This is a genomic window from Zoogloea sp. (genome assembly GCF_041911615.1).
Lineage (GTDB): Bacteria > Pseudomonadota > Gammaproteobacteria > Burkholderiales > Rhodocyclaceae > Zoogloea.
Window position 1 is genome coordinate 23,262 of record NZ_JAYROR010000144.1, and the last position, 15,920, is coordinate 39,181.

Below are 15,920 nucleotides of genomic sequence, written 5' to 3' on the forward strand. Positions count from 1 at the left end.
ACTGTGGCCGCCGCAAACAAGACCGACCCGTCGCCAAGGAGTGGGGGCCACGGGCCGGAACGGAGTCAGCCGGCCGTGGGCGTGGTGCCGGTGTCGGCCTCGCTCTTGCGGGCGGGGCTGCTGTGACGGGCGTAGTCGGACTTTTTCTTGATGCCCAGCGAGGCCAGTTCGTTGGAGCTGAGGCCGTAGATGACGCGAACTTCGTTCTTGGCGCCGATGATGACGTTGCGCAGGGCGCGGCGGCCGTCCATCACCGCGTCGCGGGCGGCGGCGAGGGCGTTCTCGGCCAGCAGCACGTCTTCCTCGGCGGCCAGCAGTTCGTTGTAGGCGGCGGTGGCGGCCTCGACGCTGTGGGCGGGGTTGTGGGGCGTGTAGCCGGGAATCGCCTTGAGGGCGAGGTAGGCGTCGATGTCGGCGTCGGCTTCCTGGGCGGTGACCCGGGTGTCGGGCTTGATGTTGGACATGGTGGGCTCCTGGGACTTTGATTGGGCTGAATGGATGTTCAGTCAGGCGATGTTATGCCGCTGTCCATGATTATGCAAATAACAATTTTATATCCATATGTCTTTGCTGTGGGCGCGGGTGGATGAGGCCGCGCCGGACGGCCTTGCCGGCATCCGCCTGACACTGGCCGCAACGCAGACGCGATGACCGGTGTGGCGGGCGGGGCGCACCGAGCGGGGAGAAACACGGTTTCGGCCGCTGAAACGCAATCCCCGGGCCGCGAAACGCAGTTTCATCGCCTGAAACCGTGTTGCGGGGCCAGAAACACCGTTGCGGGCAGTGGAAACGTACTTTCAGCCGGCGAAACGACGTTTCGGTGCCGGGAAACCTCGATTCACGCGCTGAAAGACGGTTTCGCGCCCCGAGACCGGGGCCACGGCCCAGCGGGGACGCGGCGGTGGCGGGCGATGCCTTGGAAGGGAGACGCCGATGCGTCGATGGCGCGCGCGGGGGGCGGCGCGGCCGGGCATCAGGCCCGCGCGCTGCGCATCCGGGCCGCGGCGACGATGGCGAGGGCGAACACCCCGGCCAGGAGCAGGAAGCTCTGCGCATAGGCGTCGAAGATGCCCGGCGGCGTGCTGCCGTGGATGCGCTCGCGCCATTCGACGAACACCGCCACGATGGCGACGCCCATCACCCCGCCGAGCTGGCGGGCATAGCTGATGACCACCGACGATTGCCCGAGCTGATGGGGTTCGAGGTGGTGCAGGGTGGCCAGGTTGAGGGCCGGCAGGATCAGGCCCAGGCCGATGCGCCCCACCACGGTGGCGACGATGATCCCGGTGTAGCCGATGTGCCCGGCTTCGAGCCCGAACAGCACGAAGGACAGGCCGAAGGCCGCGAGACCGGCCAGGGTGACCCATTTGGGCGCAAAGCGGTCGGCCAGGCGTCCCGCCACCGGCAGGGTGAGGATCAGGGCGATGCCGGCGGGCATCAGCGCCATGCCGGCGCTGCCGGCACCGAAGGACAGGGCGTTCTGCAGGAACACCGGCACCAGGTAGGTGGAGGCATACAGCCCGAAGCCGTACGAGAACGACACCAGGGTGCCCATCGCGAAGGTGCGTTCGCCAAACAGGCCGAGGTGGATCAGCGGTTCGGCGGTGCGCGCCGCGTGGCGCACGAACAGCGCGGTGGCGACGAGGGCCAGCACGGCCTGGCCCCACGTCCACGGCGAGCGCAGGCCGCTGTGGTGCAGGCTCGCCACGCCTTCGATGAGGGCCAGGGTGGCGACGGTGAGCCAGCCCAGGCCGGCCCAGTCGAAACGCCGGCGCACGATCTGGCGAGGTGCCGGCAGCAGCCACAGGGCCGCCGCGCTGGCCACGATGCCGAAGGGCACCCCGAGCAGGAAGATCGCCTGCCAGCCGAAACGGTCGAGCAGCAGGCCGGCCAGGGCCGGCGCCACCGCCGGGGTGAAGGCGATGCTGACGGTGAGGATGCCGGCGGCGCGGCCGCGCGTCTCGGCGGGAAACAGGCGCATCAGCGCGAGCACCCCGAGGGGTTGCAGCACGCCCGCCGCCATGCCCTGCAGGACGCGGGCGGCCACCACCAGGGTGAAGCCGGGGGCAAAGAAGCCCGCCACGCTGGCGGCGGTGAGCACCGCCAGGGCGAGGAGGAACACCGTGCGCAGCCCGAAGCGGTCGATCAGCCAGGCGGTGGGCAGCATCGCCACGGTCATGGCGGCCATGAAGCCGGTCATCGTCCATTGCACCTGGTCCTGCCCGAGCCCGAAGTGGCGGGTGAGTGCCGGCACGGCGACGTTGAAGCTGGAGGTGCACAACACTCCGGCGACGGTGCCGAGGCCGACGATGAACAGCACGATCCAGTTGTAGCGCGCGCCGTGGCGTGCCCGCAGCAGGTCGAACGGGCGGGCGCGGGGCAGGAAGGGCATGGACGGAGGCGGGATCGGCAGGGGGTGGCCGATGGAGCGCCGGCGGCGGCGGAAGTTCCGCCCCGCGGCGAGGCGGACGGGCGCCCTAGCGGGTCACCCAGCCGCCGCAGATCGGGAACACCTGCCCCACGAAGCAGTCCGCCGCACCGCTCAGCAGGTAGGCGACGAAGCGGGTGTCTTCCTCGGCGCTCACCAGCCGGCCCAGCGGCACCTGCCACTTGAGACGCGCCCGGAAGGCCGGGTTGGCCTGCACCTCGGGTGGAAAGTAGGTGGGGTTGTCGACGAAGTTCTGCGCGACGGCATTGACGCGGATGCCCTGGGGCGCCACCTCCACCCCGAGGGCCTGGATGTAGGCGAGCTGGGCGCCCCGCGCCGCCGCGTAGCTGGAGCGGCGTGCCATGCCCTTGAGGGCCGCGGCGCTGCCCATCAGCACGATGCGGCCGGCACGGCGTGCCTGCATCTGCGGCAGCACCGCGCGGACGAGGCGCTGCATGGGATGCACCAGCACGTCGAAGACCTGCCGCCATTCGTCGTCGCTCACCGCCTCGGCGGCGGTGGCGGGGGCCGGCAGGGCGAGGTTGACGACCACAGCGTCGAGCGCGCCGGCACGTTCGACGAGGGCTTCGGCCGCACCGGGCGCGCTGAGCTCGGTGGTGTCGGCCACCACCGTTGCACCCAGCTCGGCGAGGGTGCGGCACAGGGCGGGGCCCATGAAATCCTGGGCCTGGGTGACCAGTACGCGCTGGCCGCTGAGATCGAGGGGATTCATGGTCGGGACACCTCCGGGCAGGGGGCGGGCCGGTCCGTCAGGCCCGCGCGGTGAGCAGGAATACCGGGTAGTCGCGCTGGGGCTTGCGCACCACGCTGGCGGCACGCACCGCCACGTCGGCAAAGCCCGCCGCGGCGGCCAGGGCGGCGATGGCCTCGCGTTCGAAGCCGTTGTGGAAGACGCCGGTGTCTTCACTATGGAAGCTGCCGTCCTCGGCGTCCAGGTCGGCGATGGCGATGAAGCCTCCGGGCTTGAGCATCGCCCGGAACTTGCCGAACAGGGCGGCCACGTCGGCGATGTGGTGCATCGTCATCGACGAGATCACCCCGTCGTAGCGGCCCGGCAGATCGGTGGCGACGAGGTCGATGGCGTGCAGTTCGACCGGGCAGGCGAGCTGGCCGAACTTGGCCTCGAGCTGGGCGTTCATCGACGGCGAGACGTCCACCGCGGTGATGCGCCCGACGTAGGGCGCGATGCGTTCGAGCAGCAGGCCGGTGCCCGAGCCGAAATCGACCAGGTGCATCGTCGGGTCGAGGGGGATCGCGGCGCGGATGGCGTCGGCGATGCTCGCCACGTTGTCCACGCGGACGGGGTTGGTGTCGAAGCTGTCGGCCTTGTGGGCGAAGGGGTCGTGGGTCATGGTGGGGTCTCCGGTGCGGGCTCAGGCCACGCGATTGACGGCTTCGCCGCGGGCGAAAGCCTCGATGTTGTCGATGAGCTGGTCGGCGAGGGTCTGCATGGCCTCGCGGCTCGACCAGGCCACATGGGGGGTGAGAATGAAGTTGCCGGCCTCGAGCAGGTCGGGGGCGAGGAGCGGGTTGTCCACCGGCGGCTCGACGGTGAGCACGTCGAAGCCGGCGCCGCCGATGCGCCGGGCGCGCAGGGCGTCGGCCAGGGCCTGTTCGTCCACCAGCCCGCCGCGGGCGGTGTTGATGAGCAGGGCGCCGGGTTTCATCGCCGCCAGCTCGGCCGCGCCGATGAGGTGGCGGGTGGCGTCGTTGAGCGGGCAGTGCAGGCTGATCGCGTCGGCCTCGCGGATCAGGGTATCGAAGGGTACGTAGCCGTCGCGGCAGTGGGCGGCGCCCTTGTGCTCGCCGAGGATCACCCGCATCCCGAACGCCGCGGCGATGCGCGCGACGCCCTGCCCCAGGGTGCCGCCGCCGAGAATGCCGAGGGTCTGCCCGGCGAGGTCGCGGATCGGGTAGTCGAAATAGCAGAACTGTTCGCTTTGCTGCCAGCGCCCGTCCGCCACCGAGCGGTGGAAGGGCGCGATCTGTCGTGCCAGCGCCAGGAGCAGCGCGAAGACGTGCTCGGGCACCGTCTCGCGGGCATAGCCGCGCACGTTGGAGACGACGATACCGCGCGCCCGGCAGGCGTCGAGATCGACGTTGTTGTAGCCGGTGGCGGCGATGGCGACCATTTGCAGGCGGGGCAGGGCGGCGATCACGTCGGCGCCGAGCAGGCGCTTGTTGACCACCGCGATGGTGGCGTCGGCGAGGCGTTCGGCCACCTGCTCCTGGGCGGTGGCGTCGAACTCGACCCAGGCATGGTCGAAAGCGGGTCGGCGAAGCCGGGCGCGGAGGGCGCCGGCTTCGATGGAGACGATGCGGTGCATGGCGGTGACGGGCAAGGGCGATGACGGGACCGTTAGCTTAAACCCGTCGGCCGTCGCCCCCGTAGCGGCACATGCATGTGCGCTGCGGGGCCGGTCGGGCGGGTTTCCGGGGCGGCGGCGCGGACGGGGCGGCGCGCGGGATGTCCGTCGAGGGCGCTCGCGGTGGCGGTTGCGCGGGAGCGGCCCGACGAGGGGTAAACTGCGTCCTCCGTCCGTTGCGATCCTCCCCCATGGCCGACTCCAACCCCCACCGCTACCCGGATGCCGATGTCGCCGCCGTCTATCGGGCCATTGCCGAGCGGCGCGACATGCGCCATTTCCTGCCCGACCCGGTGGCGCCGCAACTGCTCGAACGCCTGCTGTGGGCCGCCCACCTGGCGCCCAGCGTGGGCTACATGCAGCCGTGGCGTTTCGTGCGCATCACCGACCGGGCCCTGCGCGAGCGAATGCATGGGTTGGTGGAGGAGGAGCGCCGCGCCACCGCCCGGGCCCTGGGCGAGCGCGAGGAGGATTTCATGCGCCTCAAGGTGGAGGGCTTGCTGGAGGCCGCGGAAGTGATCGTCGTGGCCCTGGCGGACGGGCGCGAGAAGCATGTGTTCGGCCGCCGCACGCTGCCCGAGATGGACCTCGCGTCGGTGGCCTGCGCGATCCAGAACATGTGGCTGGCGGCGCGGGCCGAGGGCATCGGGCTGGGCTGGGTGTCGATCTTCGATCCGGACAAGCTCGCCGCGCTGCTGGCGATGCCGGCGGGGGCGCGGCCGGTGGCGGTGCTGTGCATCGGCCACGTGGAGGTGTTCTACCCCAAGCCGATGCTCGAGATCCACGAATGGGCGACGCGCAAGCCGCTGGAGGCGGTGCTCTTCGAGAATGCCTGGCAGGCCGAGGCGGACGCCGCCTCAGCAGGCTGAACGGCCCGCCCGGCGCCGTTGGGCGAGCCAGGTGGCGCCGAGGGTCAGGGCCACGTAACTGAACAGTTCCCACGCATGGAGCCACGTGGCGAGCGATCGGCCGCCGCCGGCGCCATGCAGCGAGACCGCCAGCACCGGCAGGGCGATCAGTGTTGCCACGGCCAGCGCCGCGCGGCCATAAAGCCGGGCCAGCGGTATGCAGACCACGGCGGCGTTGAACGTCGCGGCGAGGAAGCCCTGGCTGATCAGCACCGGGAGGACGAGGTCGCCACGGGCGGGCAGGGGCATCAGCCAGCCCGCCGCGATCACCGCCTGCCCGTAAAGCACGAAACCCGCCAGGACGACCAGCGGCAGCCCGGCGATGCGCAGCAGGATGGCGGCCCGGGACATGGGTCAGCGCGCCAGCACGCCGTCGGCGGGGGCTGCCGACGCGCCCGCGTCGAGGGGCAGCAGCCGGTGCAGGGCCTGCACGTAGCGGTTGAGGGCGTCGAGGCCGGTGGGGGTGAGGCTGTAGCAGGTCTGGGCGCGGCCGGGGCCGTCGTGGCGGCGCAGGCCCACGTAGTCGGCGGCGATCAGTTTCTTGAGGTGGGAGTCGAGGTTGCCGTCGGAAACCTGCAGGTTGCGCTTGAGCTCGGAAAAGCTCGCCTCGCCGGCGCCGGCCAGGAAGGCGGCGAGCTGGGTGCGCAGGGGCTGGTGGAGGAGCGGGTCGAGAATGTCCATGGGGCGGCCCGCCGCGGGGGCGGGCGTCGGTTGGCTTACTTGAGGTTGAATTCTGCGCGCAGGGCGCCCGGGTTGCGACCGTCGCGCTCGCCCGGTACGCGGATCTCGAATTGGCCGCCCACCAGCGCCTGGCTGGGTTGCCAGGTCTTGCCGTCGAAGCTGGCCCAGTGCTTGTAAGTGTACAGGTCGCGCACCGTGCGCACGGTGAGCAGGCCGCGTGCTTCGTCCTGCAGCAGGCTGCCGTGGATGCGCGTTTCGACCGGCAGCGGCGCGCCGGCCGGGTAGAGCAGGATGAAGGGCTGGTCGGCCGGCGGGGTGTCGCCGAAGCGCACGACCGGCAGGCGGGCCATGTCTTCGCCGGACGGCGGGAGGCCGGCGCAGGCGGTGAGGGCGCAGGCGCCGAGGAGGCAGAGGGTACGGGCGATCATGGTGGGACTCCTGGGTGAGGGGAAAGCCGGTTGCGGGGGTTCAGGGGCGTGGACGGCCGGTCAGATTGACCACCAGCGCCGATTCCACCCACGGGCCGCGCGCCGGGTCGAGGTGGGCGCGCAGCCAGGGGATCGAGATCCAGCGGGTCTCGCGGGCGAGCCGCCAGCTGCCGTCGGGCAGGCGCAGGTCGCCGGTGGGCACGCCGTCGTGGAGCAGCAGCTCGACCGGCTGGTCGAGGATCAGGGGCAGCACCGTGGTGGGATCGGGACGGAACAGGTCGCCGGACACCTCGACCCGCACCGGTACCGGCGTGCCTGCCGGCAGGCGCACGATGGCTGCGCCGGCGCTGCCGCGACCGGCCTGGAAATCCGCCAGGGCAACCGTCGGCATCGGCGGCGGCACCTGCGCGGCGGCGATCCGGTGGGCGCCGAGGGGCGCGGCCAGCACGACGGCGGTCCACCCGGCGGCCTGCCCGAGCCGCAGGGCGAAGCTGCGCTGGCGGCCGTGGTCGAGGAGCAGCGAGAGCAGTGGCAGGCCGAGGCCGAACACCGCCGCGGCGATCCACTTCATCGTCTCGAAGGGTAATTGCGCGGCGAGCCCGGCAACGCCGATGGCGATGATGATGCCGCCGGCCCATTCCAGCACTTCCTCGGAGAACAGGCCGTGCACGTAGAGCGACAGGCCGATCATCACCAGCCAGACGGTGCACAGCATGTAAGCGCCGCCGAAGAAGAAGGTGCCGAAAGTGAATAAGGCGCCGATGCCCATCAGCAGCCATTGCAGCTTGAGCACCTGGCGGTGGATGAAGGACCAGGTTTCGTCCCGGGCGGCCTTGACGCGGCGGGTGAGCTGCCAGTCGGCGTAGCCGGTGCCGCCGAGGATCGCGCCGATGAGCAGCAGCCAGGCGATGGCGCGTCGGGTCGAATCGGGGATCTGTTCGGCGGTGAGGATCAGGTCGCTCAGGGCGAACAGCCCGCCGCCGGCGAGGCCCCACAGCACCAGGCTGTGACGCTCCATGCGCAGGTTGCGCTGGCCGCGGATGAGCATGGACTGGATGCTGTCGAGCTGGCGGGAGATCGGGTCGGCCATGGCGGTTTATTTCGTGAGGATTAACTCTGTTATTCAGAGTTTATGGCTCTGAAATTCAGAGTGTCAACTGCGCCGTTGCCGCACGGGCCGCCGTCCCCTCGTGCGCGCCGCCACGACACCGCTACAATGCCGCCTCTTTTCCATCAGCACGGATGTACCCCGCCATGTGGTTCCGCAATCTCCAGATCTACCGTCTCCCCGAAAACTGGGCGCTCACCGCCGACACGCTGCAGGACAAGCTCTCCGCGCGCCCCTTCCAGCCCTGCGGCAGCCAGGACATGGCGAGCCGCGGCTGGAGCTCGCCCACCAAGGACGACCGTTTCGTGCTGGCGGTGAAGGGCCATTTCCTGATCTCGCTGGCAGTGGAACAGAAGCTGCTGCCCTCGTCGGTCGTCAATGAGGTGGCCGCCGACAAGGCCGAGGCGATCGAGGCCCAGCAGGGCTACAAGCCCGGCCGCAAGCAGATGAAGGAAATCAAGGAAGCGGTGCTGCAGGAGCTGCTGCCGCGCGCCTTCACCCGTCGTCGCCGCGTGTTCGCGTGGATCGACCCGGTGGGCGGCTGGCTGGTCATCGACGCGTCGAGCCCGGCCCGCGCCGAGGAAGTCCTCGAGGCCCTGCGCGACACCCTCGACGAACTGCCGGTGAAGATGGTCAAGACCCTGCTGTCGCCGGTGTCGGTGATGACCGGCTGGCTGGCGGCCAACGAGGCCAGTGGCAACTTCACGATCGACCTGGACTGCGAGCTGCGCGCGGTCACCGACGAGAAGGCCGCCGTGCGCTACGTGCGCCACGCGCTGGACGGCAAGGACGTGCAGGATCACCTGGCCGCCGGCAAGCTGCCGACCCGTCTGGCGCTGACCTTCGACGACCGGATCAGCTTCGTGCTGACCGAGAAGATGGAGATCAAGCGCGTCGCCTTCCTCGACGTCATCAAGGAAGAAGCGGAGAAGCAGGCCGACGCCGCCGACATGCAGATGGAGGCCGACTTCGCGCTGATGAGCGGCGAGCTGTCGCGCCTGATCCCGGCGCTGCTGGCGGTGCTCGGCGGCGAGGACAAGGCCGCGGTGATCTGATCGACGCGCGGGCGGTGCCGCCGTCCTGGAGGGCGGCGGCACGTCGGATTTTTTTACACTGCGTGCCGGATGTCACGCGTCGGCACCCTTCCGGTGGTCGTGCCGACGGCGTGGCGGATTTTTGACAAATTATTGTTTTTGTTGAAAACCCATTTCGGGAAGTCCGACTTTGAAAAATCGGGAAACGGCATCCTGCAACGATCCCGGCCATTCTGGGCAAATTCCGCCCGATCAAGGACATAGCCATATTTCTGGCGACGGCACGCCTTGTGCTTACCTCCATGACGACCACCGCCGGACGCGCGCGGGGATTCATCAGGGGAGCACTATCATGTCAAGCACGATCCGCAATCCGCAGTCCCGTATCGGCCTGCGTCGTCCGTTCGCCGCGCTGGCCGTCGCCGGTCTTGTCTGCGCCGCCGCCCCGGCCCAGGCGGCGCTGGTGAACATGCAGAACTTCAACAGCCTCGCCGACTTCACCCTCAACGGCGTCACCAAGACCATCAACACCGGCGGCGCGGGCGTCATCGGCCCGAACGTCGGCGACCAGCGGGTGCTGCGCCTCACCAACGACTACGGCCAGTCGGGCAGCGCCTTCCTGACCAATCCCTTTTCGCTGGCTTCCGACGCGTCGTTCAGCAGCTACTTCGAGTTCCAGTTCACCAACCAGGGCGGTGGCGGCGCCGACGGCATCGTGTTCACGGTGCAGACGGTTGCGAACACCGCCGGCGGCGGGGGCGGCGGGATCGGCTACGACGGCCTTGCCCCGAGCATCGGCGTGGAGTTCGACAACTGGAACAACGGCAGCTGCGACGGCAACAACGACAACCACGCCGGTATCGACCTGAGCGGCAGCGTCTGTTCGGTGGTGCGCGCCGACACCTTGCCGGCCCAGCTCGACAGCGGTTCGATCTTCCACGCCTGGGTGGATTACAACGGCGCCACCGACACCCTCGAGGTTCGCCTGGCGCTCAACGACACCCGTCCGGCCACCGCCTTGATGACCTATTCGGTCGATCTGGTGCAGTTACTGGGCACCACCGACGCCTTCATCGGCTTCACGTCCGGCACCGGGGCCGCGACGGCCGACCACGACATCCGCCGCTGGGTGTTCGACGGCAGCTACAACCCGGTGGTCGACCCCACCAATCCGGGTACCGGCACGGTGCCGGAGCCGGGTTCGCTGGCGCTGCTGGTGGCTGGTCTGGGCGCCCTCGGTGCCCGTCGGCGCAAGGCCTGACGGGGCGAGGGATTCGCCCGGATGGCGCGGCGGCCTGCGGGCCGCCGTTTTTCATGGTGCGTCGAGTTGCCCGAAGCCGAGGTACTGGCCGGTGAAGCGGGCCTTGCCGGTGGCCAGGAAGCGCGCGAAATCCCATTCGCCGGGCCCCAGGCGCGCCACGCAGGCGGGCTTGAAGACGTAAGTCCAGGCGGCGACGCGGCGGCCGTCGGCGAGGGTCACCTCGACCGTCTCGCGGGTGTATTCGCTGCCCTCGAAGGCGTCGAGGCGGGGCCACGCGGCGGCGGGCAGGTCGAGGTAGAGCATGCCGTCCACCTGGGCGTCGGGGGCCGGCACCATGCCCGGATAGGCCTCGCCGACGACCGGGTGGCGGCGGTAGCCGTCGAGGCGGGCCGGTTGTGCGGACGGGCGGGCAGCGCAGACGCGGTGCATGATGTCCGCGCACATCAGCGAGCCGTAGGTGAAGCAGTGATCGGGCATGGCGGGCTCCGGGCGGTGAGGGTCAGACGGGCAGGTCGAGGCGTTCGCGCAGCACCGCGGCGGCGCGTTCGCTGGCGACGAGGATCAGCTTGAGGGTGGCGCGGGTGGCGCCGACGAAGAGGCGGCGCACGGTGCGCTCGTCCAGCTCGGCGAAGTCGATCTCGGTGAGCACCACGCAGGGCGCGGCGCGGCCTTTGAAGCGGTGTACCGAGTCGATGAGGATGTCGCCGTCGGTGAGTTCCGGGTTGCCGAGCAGATCGTAGCGGCCGGTGGGCGCGCGCAGCGGAAAGGGGCCGAGCCGGGTGAGCGGGGTGAGCGCCGAGTGCTCGCGGCCGCGAAAGGTGATCAGGGCAATGTGGTTGCGCTTGAAGCCGAGTCCGACGGCGCGGGTGAGGGCGTGCAGACTGGCGCTGGCGAGCGCGTCCGGGCCGCGATAGCTGAACAGCTCGACGCCGCTGCCGGTGAGCGGGCTGCCGGCCTCGACCGGTTGCCCCGGCAGCAGCCTGCGCAGGCCGTCGAGGATGTCGCGCGGGCTGCGGTAGTTGGTGTCGGCGTGGAGGTTGACCCAGCCGGGCAGCTCGACCGGGGCGCGGCCGTAGAGGTTCTGCAGCGGGTCTTCGAGCCACCAGACGCGGCCGCCGGGGCGCAGGAGGCGCAGGAGGTTGCGGGCCCAGCCGGGCTCGAAATCCTGGCCTTCGTCGATGATGAGTTCGTCCACCCGCTCCGCATCCCTGGGCGTGTGGGCGTCGAGGGCGGCCTCGAGGTGGGCGAAGGCGTCCGGGCGGCGGAAGTCGGGCTTGTCGCCCTGGGCGCGGCTCACCCGGTCGGCGAGCTGGTGGTAGGTGAGCACGCTGCCGCCGGGCGGAGCGATCAGCGCGATGTGGTCGGCCAGCGGGCGGTTGTAGCAGACGTACAGCGGCTGGCGGCCGGCGGCGAGGGCGTCGCGGTAGGCGGCCATCGCCAGCTGGGTCTTGCCCGAGCCGGCGGTGCCGATCACCCGCAGGCGGAAGGGCGCGAAGTCGATGCGCCGGGCCCATTCGGCCAGCCCGCCGGAGAGGCGGGTGTACAGCGCGTGGGCCTCGCCGACCACTGCCTGCACCTCCGGCACCAGTTCCAGCACGTCGCCGAGAAAGCGTTCGACGCGGGCGCGGCTGGCCAGCCGCGGGCCGTCGGCGGGCAGGATGCCGCGCACCACGGCGGCCAGCCGGGCCCGTTGCGGCGCATCGACGATGCGCGCCGGATCGAGTCCGGCGGTGCCCGGCGAGCGCACGGTGTAGTCGGGGCAGAACAGCAGCGCGTCCACCTCGACCGGGGCCTCGCCGCAGGCGGCCTGCAGGCGCGCGGCGAGGGCGTCGCGGGCCTGGGCGAGCTGCACCGCGACCCGGGTTTCCTTCTTGCCGCGCAGGGTGAGCCCGGCGGCGGTCTCGGCGAGCAGGCCGGATTTCTGTTCGATCAGCATCAGCCGTCCGGTGGGGCCGACCACCGCGAAGTCGATCTCGCCGACGATGGCGAGGCTGCCCTGCTGCACCCGTGTCCAGTGCACGCCGTGGAACACGGTGTAGCTGTCGGGCAGGCCGTCGGCCAGCTGGGCGAGGGTTTCGATCTCGCGCTGGGCGGCGCCGGTGGCGGCCAGCTCGCGCCAGCCTGCGGGGTGAACGATGGCCATGGGGAATCGCGGGGCGGATTGTGGTAGCGTGGCCCGGATGACGTCCGGGCAACCGGATGCCCCATTCTGTCAGAAAGGAAGCCCCCGATGCGTACCCACCTGCTTGTCGCCGCCCTCGCTGCCGGCGCCGTTCTCCACCCCCTGCCCGCCACCGCCGACGAGGTGGGCTGCGTGACCACCACCTGGAAGCTGATCGGCGCCAACCACAAGGTCTGCGTCGAAGCCTTTCACGACGCCAAGGTGCCCGGCGTGACCTGCCATGTGAGCCAGGCCCGCACCGGCGGCGTATCGGGCAGCCTGGGTCTGGCCCAGGACCCGTCGCAGTTCTCGCTGGCCTGCCGTCAGACCGGGCCGATCACCCTGCCGGCCAAGCTGCCCGACAACGAGGTGGTGTTCTCGGAGGACACCTCGCTGGTGTTCAAGGAGACGCGCATCGTGCGCATGTTCGACAAGGCCAACAACACGCTGGTCTATGTCGCGATCAGCCGCAAGCTGATCGACGGCGCGCCGGCCAACAGCATCTCGACGGTGCCGATCATGCCGTGGGGCGGGCGCTGAGCGGCGCCCTCGCGCTTCAGGCGGCGGCCAGGAAGCGATCCTGGTTGTCGCGGAACACGCCGACCAGCCGGTCGATCTGCGCGCGGGTGTGGCCGGCATTGAGGATCACCCGCAGGCGGCCCTGATTGCGCGCCACCGCCGGGAACTTGACGCTGTCCACGTGCAGCCCGGCCTCGCGCAGCAGCGCCGAGAGGTGGTCGGTGCGCGCCTCGTCGCCGATCAGCACCGGCACGATGGGGGTGGTGGTGGAGACCAGGCGGTAGGGCAGGTCGCGCATCGCCGCGACGAAGTAGCGCTGGTTGTCCCACAGGCGCTGGCGACGGGCCGGCTCGTCGGCGACGATGTCGATGGCCTCGCTTACCGCGTACACCTGGTCGGGCGGCAGCGTGGAGGTGAAACCGTAGGCCGAGCAGGTGAGGCGCAGCAGCTCGCCGATGTGGCGGTCGGTGGCGACGAAGCCGCCGATCGCGCCGTAGGCCTTGCTGAGCGTGCCCATGCAGATGAGCCGTTCGTCGTGCAGACCGAAGTGCTCGGTGATGCCGCCGCCGCTGGCGCCCAGCACGCCGGTGCCGTGGGCGTCGTCCACGTAGACCATCGCGTCGTGGCGCTCGGCCACGGCCAGCAGGTCGGGCAGCGGCGCGATGTCGCCGTCCTGGCTGAAGACGCCGTCGGTGACGATCACCTTGCTGGTGGCGGACGAGCCGGCGAGCAGGCTGTCCAGGTGGTCGAGGTCAAGGTGGCGGTAGGTGAGGCGGTCGGCGCCGGAGAGGCGGATGCCCTCGCGGATGCTCACGTGGTTGTACTCGTCGGTGAAAAAGGCGTAGCTGTGGCGGTTGCGCGCGCGGTAGCCGTAGATGCGCGCGAACTGGCCCGCCTTGACCAGCGACGAGAGCACGCCGAGGTTGGTGAGGTAGCCGGTGGCGAACAGCAGCGCGGTGTCCTTGCCCTTCATCGCGGCGAGCTTCTGCTCGAGCTGGTCGTAGATGTCCAGGTCGCCGCCGAGTAGCCGCGACTCGCAGTTACCGACGCCGTAGCGTTCGAGCCCGGTGCGCGCCGCGGCGATCATCCGCGGGTGGCTCGACAAGCCCAGGTAATTGTTGGTGCTGAACGAAACGTGGTCCGCGCCGTCCATCCGGAAGCCCGGCTGGGGCAGCGACTCGACCCGCGGAATCTCATGCACGGCGCCCCGCGCTTCGATCCACTCGGCGATTTCCTTGAATTCCTTCATGACACGCTCGCCCTCGCGGGCGACTCCTCGGCGAAAGTCGCGAATCCTAGCGAGCGAGACTGTCATCGACTTGGCGTTTTCCTTGCTCCAGACTTGCGCCTGTCGCGCCGTCCGACGCCTGCCCTTCGCCTGCTTCGACGCCCATGACCGCTTCCGACAGCCCCTGGCCGAGCCGCCTCGCCGCGCTGGCCGCCGCCACCTCCACCACCGACGCAGCCCACGACCTTCAGCACCTGCAGCGCGCCCACAGCGCCGATCCGCTGGGGGCCGGGCGGCCGCTCCACGACAAGGCCTTCGCCCTCGACCACATCGAGGTCAAGCTCTCCACCCTGCCGGCCACCATGAATACCGCCGCCGCCCGTCGCCTGGGCGAAGCGCGGCTGCAATGGCTGCGGGATTTTCGCGCCCAGTTTGTCGACGAATGGGGTGCCGCGGCGACTGTTCCGCCCCGTTGATACCCGTCAAGGTTTGCCGGCCCCGCGGGCGGTGACAATGGCGCGAGCCCACCGGGAGACCCCATCATGTTCCGCATATCCGCCTATCTTCGCGAAATCGCCGCGCCCACGCCCCTCGGGCCCAAGCGCAATCCGCCCGGCCCGGTGGTGATCTGGAACCTGATCCGCCGCTGCAACCTCACCTGCAAGCACTGCTACTCGATTTCCGCCGACAAGGAATTCGCCGGAGAGCTGTCCACCGACGAGGTCTTCCGGACCATGGACGACCTCAAGGCCTTCCGGGTGCCGGTGCTGATCCTCTCCGGCGGCGAGCCGCTGCTCCGCCCCGACATCTTCGAGATCGCCGGCCGCGCCAAGGCGATGGGCTTCTACGTGGGCCTGTCGTCCAACGGCACGCTGATCGACGAGACCAACATCGACCGCATCGCCGAGGCCGACTTCGACTACGTGGGCATCAGCCTCGACGGCATCCGCGAGACCCACGACAAATTCCGCCGCCTCGACGGTGCCTTCGACCGTTCACTGGCCGGCCTGCGCCGCTGCCGCGAACTGGGCGTCAAGGTGGGCGTGCGCTACACCATGACCCAGGACAACGCGTCCGACCTGCCCGGCGTGCTGCAGCTGGTCGAGGACGAGGGCATCGACCGCTTCTACTTCTCGCACCTCAACTACGCCGGTCGCGGCAACAAGAACCGCGCCGACGACGCCCGCCACCGCCTCACGCGGGACGCGATGGAGCTGCTCTTCGACACCGCCTGGAACTACGAGGCGCGCGGCCTGACCCGCGATTTCACCACCGGCAACAACGACGCCGACGGCCCGTACTTCCTGCAGTGGGTGCGCCGCCGTTTCCCCGAGCACGCCGCCCACATCGAGGCGAAGCTAATGCAGTGGGGCGGCAACTCGAGCGGCGTGAACGTCGCCAACATCGACAACCTGGGCAACGTCCACCCCGACACCATGTGGTGGCACCACACCCTGGGCAACGTGCGCGAGCGCACGTTCGGCGACATCTGGACCGACGTGTCCGACCCGCTGATGGCCGGCCTCAAGCAGTCGCCGCGCCCGGTGACCGGCCGCTGCGCCGACTGCCGCTACCTCGCCATCTGCAACGGCAACACCCGCGTGCGCGCCCAGCAGCTCACCGGCGACCCGTGGCAGGAAGACCCGGGCTGCTACCTGGACAACGCCGAGATCGGCGTCGCCGACGACGCGGCGCGGCTGGAAGTGAAGCCCTGGGTGCGCCTGCAACCGGCCGCCTGATCCGGCCCCGACATTCAACGCCTGGTGGGCGACCGGAT

General features: G+C 70.2%; 18 protein-coding genes. 6 read left to right on the top strand and 12 right to left on the bottom strand.

What is annotated here, in order from left to right; genetic code table 11:
* Positions 1–65 precede the first annotated feature (65 nt).
* The 5 genes from ACE3P2_RS19330 to ACE3P2_RS19350 form a co-directional block, all read right to left on the bottom strand.
* On the bottom strand, positions 66–464 hold the full coding sequence (locus ACE3P2_RS19330; RefSeq protein ID WP_374267522.1) for a hypothetical protein: 399 nt from the start codon (positions 462–464) through the stop codon (positions 66–68).
* A gap of 509 nt (positions 465–973) precedes the next feature.
* Complete coding sequence (locus ACE3P2_RS19335; protein WP_374267524.1) at positions 974–2,392, bottom strand: DHA2 family efflux MFS transporter permease subunit; 1,419 nt, start codon at positions 2,390–2,392, stop codon at positions 974–976.
* 85 nt (positions 2,393–2,477) lie between these two features.
* Positions 2,478–3,161 carry an SDR family oxidoreductase gene (locus tag ACE3P2_RS19340; RefSeq protein ID WP_374267526.1) on the bottom strand — a complete coding sequence of 228 codons (684 nt, stop codon included), beginning with the start codon at positions 3,159–3,161 and terminating at the stop codon, positions 2,478–2,480.
* 37 nt (positions 3,162–3,198) lie between these two features.
* Positions 3,199–3,801 carry a class I SAM-dependent methyltransferase gene (locus ACE3P2_RS19345; RefSeq protein ID WP_374267528.1) on the bottom strand — a complete coding sequence of 201 codons (603 nt, stop codon included), beginning with the start codon at positions 3,799–3,801 and terminating at the stop codon, positions 3,199–3,201.
* 21 nt (positions 3,802–3,822) lie between these two features.
* The gene (locus ACE3P2_RS19350; RefSeq protein WP_374267530.1) at positions 3,823–4,791 is read right to left on the bottom strand and encodes a D-2-hydroxyacid dehydrogenase; all 969 of its coding nucleotides are present in this window, start codon (positions 4,789–4,791) and stop codon (positions 3,823–3,825) included.
* 215 nt (positions 4,792–5,006) lie between these two features.
* On the opposite strand from ACE3P2_RS19350, the gene bluB reads away from it, so the two are divergent.
* Complete coding sequence (gene bluB, locus ACE3P2_RS19355) at positions 5,007–5,684, top strand: 5,6-dimethylbenzimidazole synthase (RefSeq protein WP_374267532.1); 678 nt, start codon at positions 5,007–5,009, stop codon at positions 5,682–5,684.
* On the opposite strand, the gene ACE3P2_RS19360 is transcribed toward bluB, so the two are convergent.
* The 4 genes from ACE3P2_RS19360 to ACE3P2_RS19375 are packed head-to-tail and all read right to left on the bottom strand — an operon-like array spanning position 5,673 to position 7,922.
* Entirely contained in the window at positions 5,673–6,074 is a 402-nt protein-coding gene (locus ACE3P2_RS19360; RefSeq protein ID WP_374267534.1) for a hypothetical protein, read from the bottom strand. The two genes, bluB and ACE3P2_RS19360, sit on opposite strands and share 12 nt — an antisense overlap.
* Before the next feature lie 3 nt (positions 6,075–6,077).
* On the bottom strand, positions 6,078–6,404 hold the full coding sequence (locus ACE3P2_RS19365; protein ID WP_374267536.1) for a transcriptional regulator: 327 nt from the start codon (positions 6,402–6,404) through the stop codon (positions 6,078–6,080).
* A 35-nt stretch (positions 6,405–6,439) separates the two neighbouring features.
* Positions 6,440–6,832 carry a hypothetical protein gene (locus ACE3P2_RS19370; RefSeq protein ID WP_374267538.1) on the bottom strand — a complete coding sequence of 131 codons (393 nt, stop codon included), beginning with the start codon at positions 6,830–6,832 and terminating at the stop codon, positions 6,440–6,442.
* Positions 6,833–6,872: 40 nt separating this feature from the next.
* Positions 6,873–7,922, bottom strand: a complete 1,050-nt coding sequence (locus tag ACE3P2_RS19375) for a hypothetical protein (protein ID WP_374267540.1) — start codon at positions 7,920–7,922, stop codon at positions 6,873–6,875.
* 164 nt (positions 7,923–8,086) lie between these two features.
* Here ACE3P2_RS19375 and ACE3P2_RS19380 point away from each other — a divergent pair, with 164 nt between their 5' ends.
* Complete coding sequence (locus ACE3P2_RS19380; RefSeq protein ID WP_374267542.1) at positions 8,087–8,995, top strand: recombination-associated protein RdgC; 909 nt, start codon at positions 8,087–8,089, stop codon at positions 8,993–8,995.
* Positions 8,996–9,326: 331 nt separating this feature from the next.
* Positions 9,327–10,235, top strand: coding sequence for a PEP-CTERM sorting domain-containing protein (locus tag ACE3P2_RS19385; protein ID WP_374267544.1), 909 nt, complete (start codon positions 9,327–9,329; stop codon positions 10,233–10,235).
* A gap of 51 nt (positions 10,236–10,286) precedes the next feature.
* Here the strand turns inward: ACE3P2_RS19385 and ACE3P2_RS19390 are convergent, their stop codons facing one another.
* Complete coding sequence (locus tag ACE3P2_RS19390) at positions 10,287–10,712, bottom strand: gamma-glutamylcyclotransferase family protein (RefSeq protein WP_374267546.1); 426 nt, start codon at positions 10,710–10,712, stop codon at positions 10,287–10,289.
* Between the two features lie 22 nt (positions 10,713–10,734).
* On the bottom strand, positions 10,735–12,378 hold the full coding sequence (locus tag ACE3P2_RS19395; RefSeq protein ID WP_374267548.1) for an ATP-binding domain-containing protein: 1,644 nt from the start codon (positions 12,376–12,378) through the stop codon (positions 10,735–10,737).
* Positions 12,379–12,465: 87 nt separating this feature from the next.
* Between ACE3P2_RS19395 and ACE3P2_RS19400 the strand changes: the two genes are divergently transcribed.
* The gene (locus tag ACE3P2_RS19400; protein ID WP_374267550.1) at positions 12,466–12,936 is read left to right on the top strand and encodes a CreA family protein; all 471 of its coding nucleotides are present in this window, start codon (positions 12,466–12,468) and stop codon (positions 12,934–12,936) included.
* Positions 12,937–12,952: 16 nt separating this feature from the next.
* Here ACE3P2_RS19400 and ACE3P2_RS19405 read toward each other — a convergent pair whose 3' ends face one another.
* Entirely contained in the window at positions 12,953–14,164 is a 1,212-nt protein-coding gene (locus ACE3P2_RS19405) for an aminotransferase class I/II-fold pyridoxal phosphate-dependent enzyme (RefSeq protein ID WP_374267552.1), read from the bottom strand.
* A gap of 143 nt (positions 14,165–14,307) precedes the next feature.
* Between ACE3P2_RS19405 and ACE3P2_RS19410 the strand changes: the two genes are divergently transcribed.
* Both ACE3P2_RS19410 and nirJ read left to right on the top strand, forming a co-directional pair.
* Positions 14,308–14,619: a hypothetical protein gene (locus ACE3P2_RS19410; RefSeq protein WP_374267554.1), complete on the top strand. Its 312-nt coding sequence runs from the start codon at positions 14,308–14,310 to the stop codon at positions 14,617–14,619.
* Positions 14,620–14,685: 66 nt separating this feature from the next.
* Positions 14,686–15,882, top strand: coding sequence for a heme d1 biosynthesis radical SAM protein NirJ (nirJ, locus tag ACE3P2_RS19415; protein WP_374267556.1), 1,197 nt, complete (start codon positions 14,686–14,688; stop codon positions 15,880–15,882).
* The last annotated feature ends 38 nt before the right edge of the window (positions 15,883–15,920 follow it).

Bases quoted from the DNA above. Each gene is read 5' to 3' on its own strand.
- ACE3P2_RS19330 (WP_374267522.1), bottom strand. From the start codon at position 464: ATGTCCAACATCAAGCCCGACACCCGGGTCACCGCCCAGGAAGCCGAC.
- ACE3P2_RS19335 (WP_374267524.1), bottom strand. From the start codon at position 2,392: ATGCCCTTCCTGCCCCGCGCCCGCCCGTTCGACCTGCTGCGGGCACGC.
- ACE3P2_RS19340 (WP_374267526.1), bottom strand. From the start codon at position 3,161: ATGAATCCCCTCGATCTCAGCGGCCAGCGCGTACTGGTCACCCAGGCC.
- ACE3P2_RS19345 (WP_374267528.1), bottom strand. From the start codon at position 3,801: ATGACCCACGACCCCTTCGCCCACAAGGCCGACAGCTTCGACACCAAC.
- bluB (WP_374267532.1), top strand. From the start codon at position 5,007: ATGGCCGACTCCAACCCCCACCGCTACCCGGATGCCGATGTCGCCGCC.
- ACE3P2_RS19360 (WP_374267534.1), bottom strand. From the start codon at position 6,074: ATGTCCCGGGCCGCCATCCTGCTGCGCATCGCCGGGCTGCCGCTGGTC.
- ACE3P2_RS19365 (WP_374267536.1), bottom strand. From the start codon at position 6,404: ATGGACATTCTCGACCCGCTCCTCCACCAGCCCCTGCGCACCCAGCTC.
- ACE3P2_RS19370 (WP_374267538.1), bottom strand. From the start codon at position 6,832: ATGATCGCCCGTACCCTCTGCCTCCTCGGCGCCTGCGCCCTCACCGCC.
- ACE3P2_RS19375 (WP_374267540.1), bottom strand. From the start codon at position 7,922: ATGGCCGACCCGATCTCCCGCCAGCTCGACAGCATCCAGTCCATGCTC.
- ACE3P2_RS19380 (WP_374267542.1), top strand. From the start codon at position 8,087: ATGTGGTTCCGCAATCTCCAGATCTACCGTCTCCCCGAAAACTGGGCG.
- ACE3P2_RS19385 (WP_374267544.1), top strand. From the start codon at position 9,327: ATGTCAAGCACGATCCGCAATCCGCAGTCCCGTATCGGCCTGCGTCGT.
- ACE3P2_RS19390 (WP_374267546.1), bottom strand. From the start codon at position 10,712: ATGCCCGATCACTGCTTCACCTACGGCTCGCTGATGTGCGCGGACATC.
- ACE3P2_RS19395 (WP_374267548.1), bottom strand. From the start codon at position 12,378: ATGGCCATCGTTCACCCCGCAGGCTGGCGCGAGCTGGCCGCCACCGGC.
- ACE3P2_RS19400 (WP_374267550.1), top strand. From the start codon at position 12,466: ATGCGTACCCACCTGCTTGTCGCCGCCCTCGCTGCCGGCGCCGTTCTC.
- ACE3P2_RS19405 (WP_374267552.1), bottom strand. From the start codon at position 14,164: ATGAAGGAATTCAAGGAAATCGCCGAGTGGATCGAAGCGCGGGGCGCC.
- ACE3P2_RS19410 (WP_374267554.1), top strand. From the start codon at position 14,308: ATGACCGCTTCCGACAGCCCCTGGCCGAGCCGCCTCGCCGCGCTGGCC.
- nirJ (WP_374267556.1), top strand. From the start codon at position 14,686: ATGTTCCGCATATCCGCCTATCTTCGCGAAATCGCCGCGCCCACGCCC.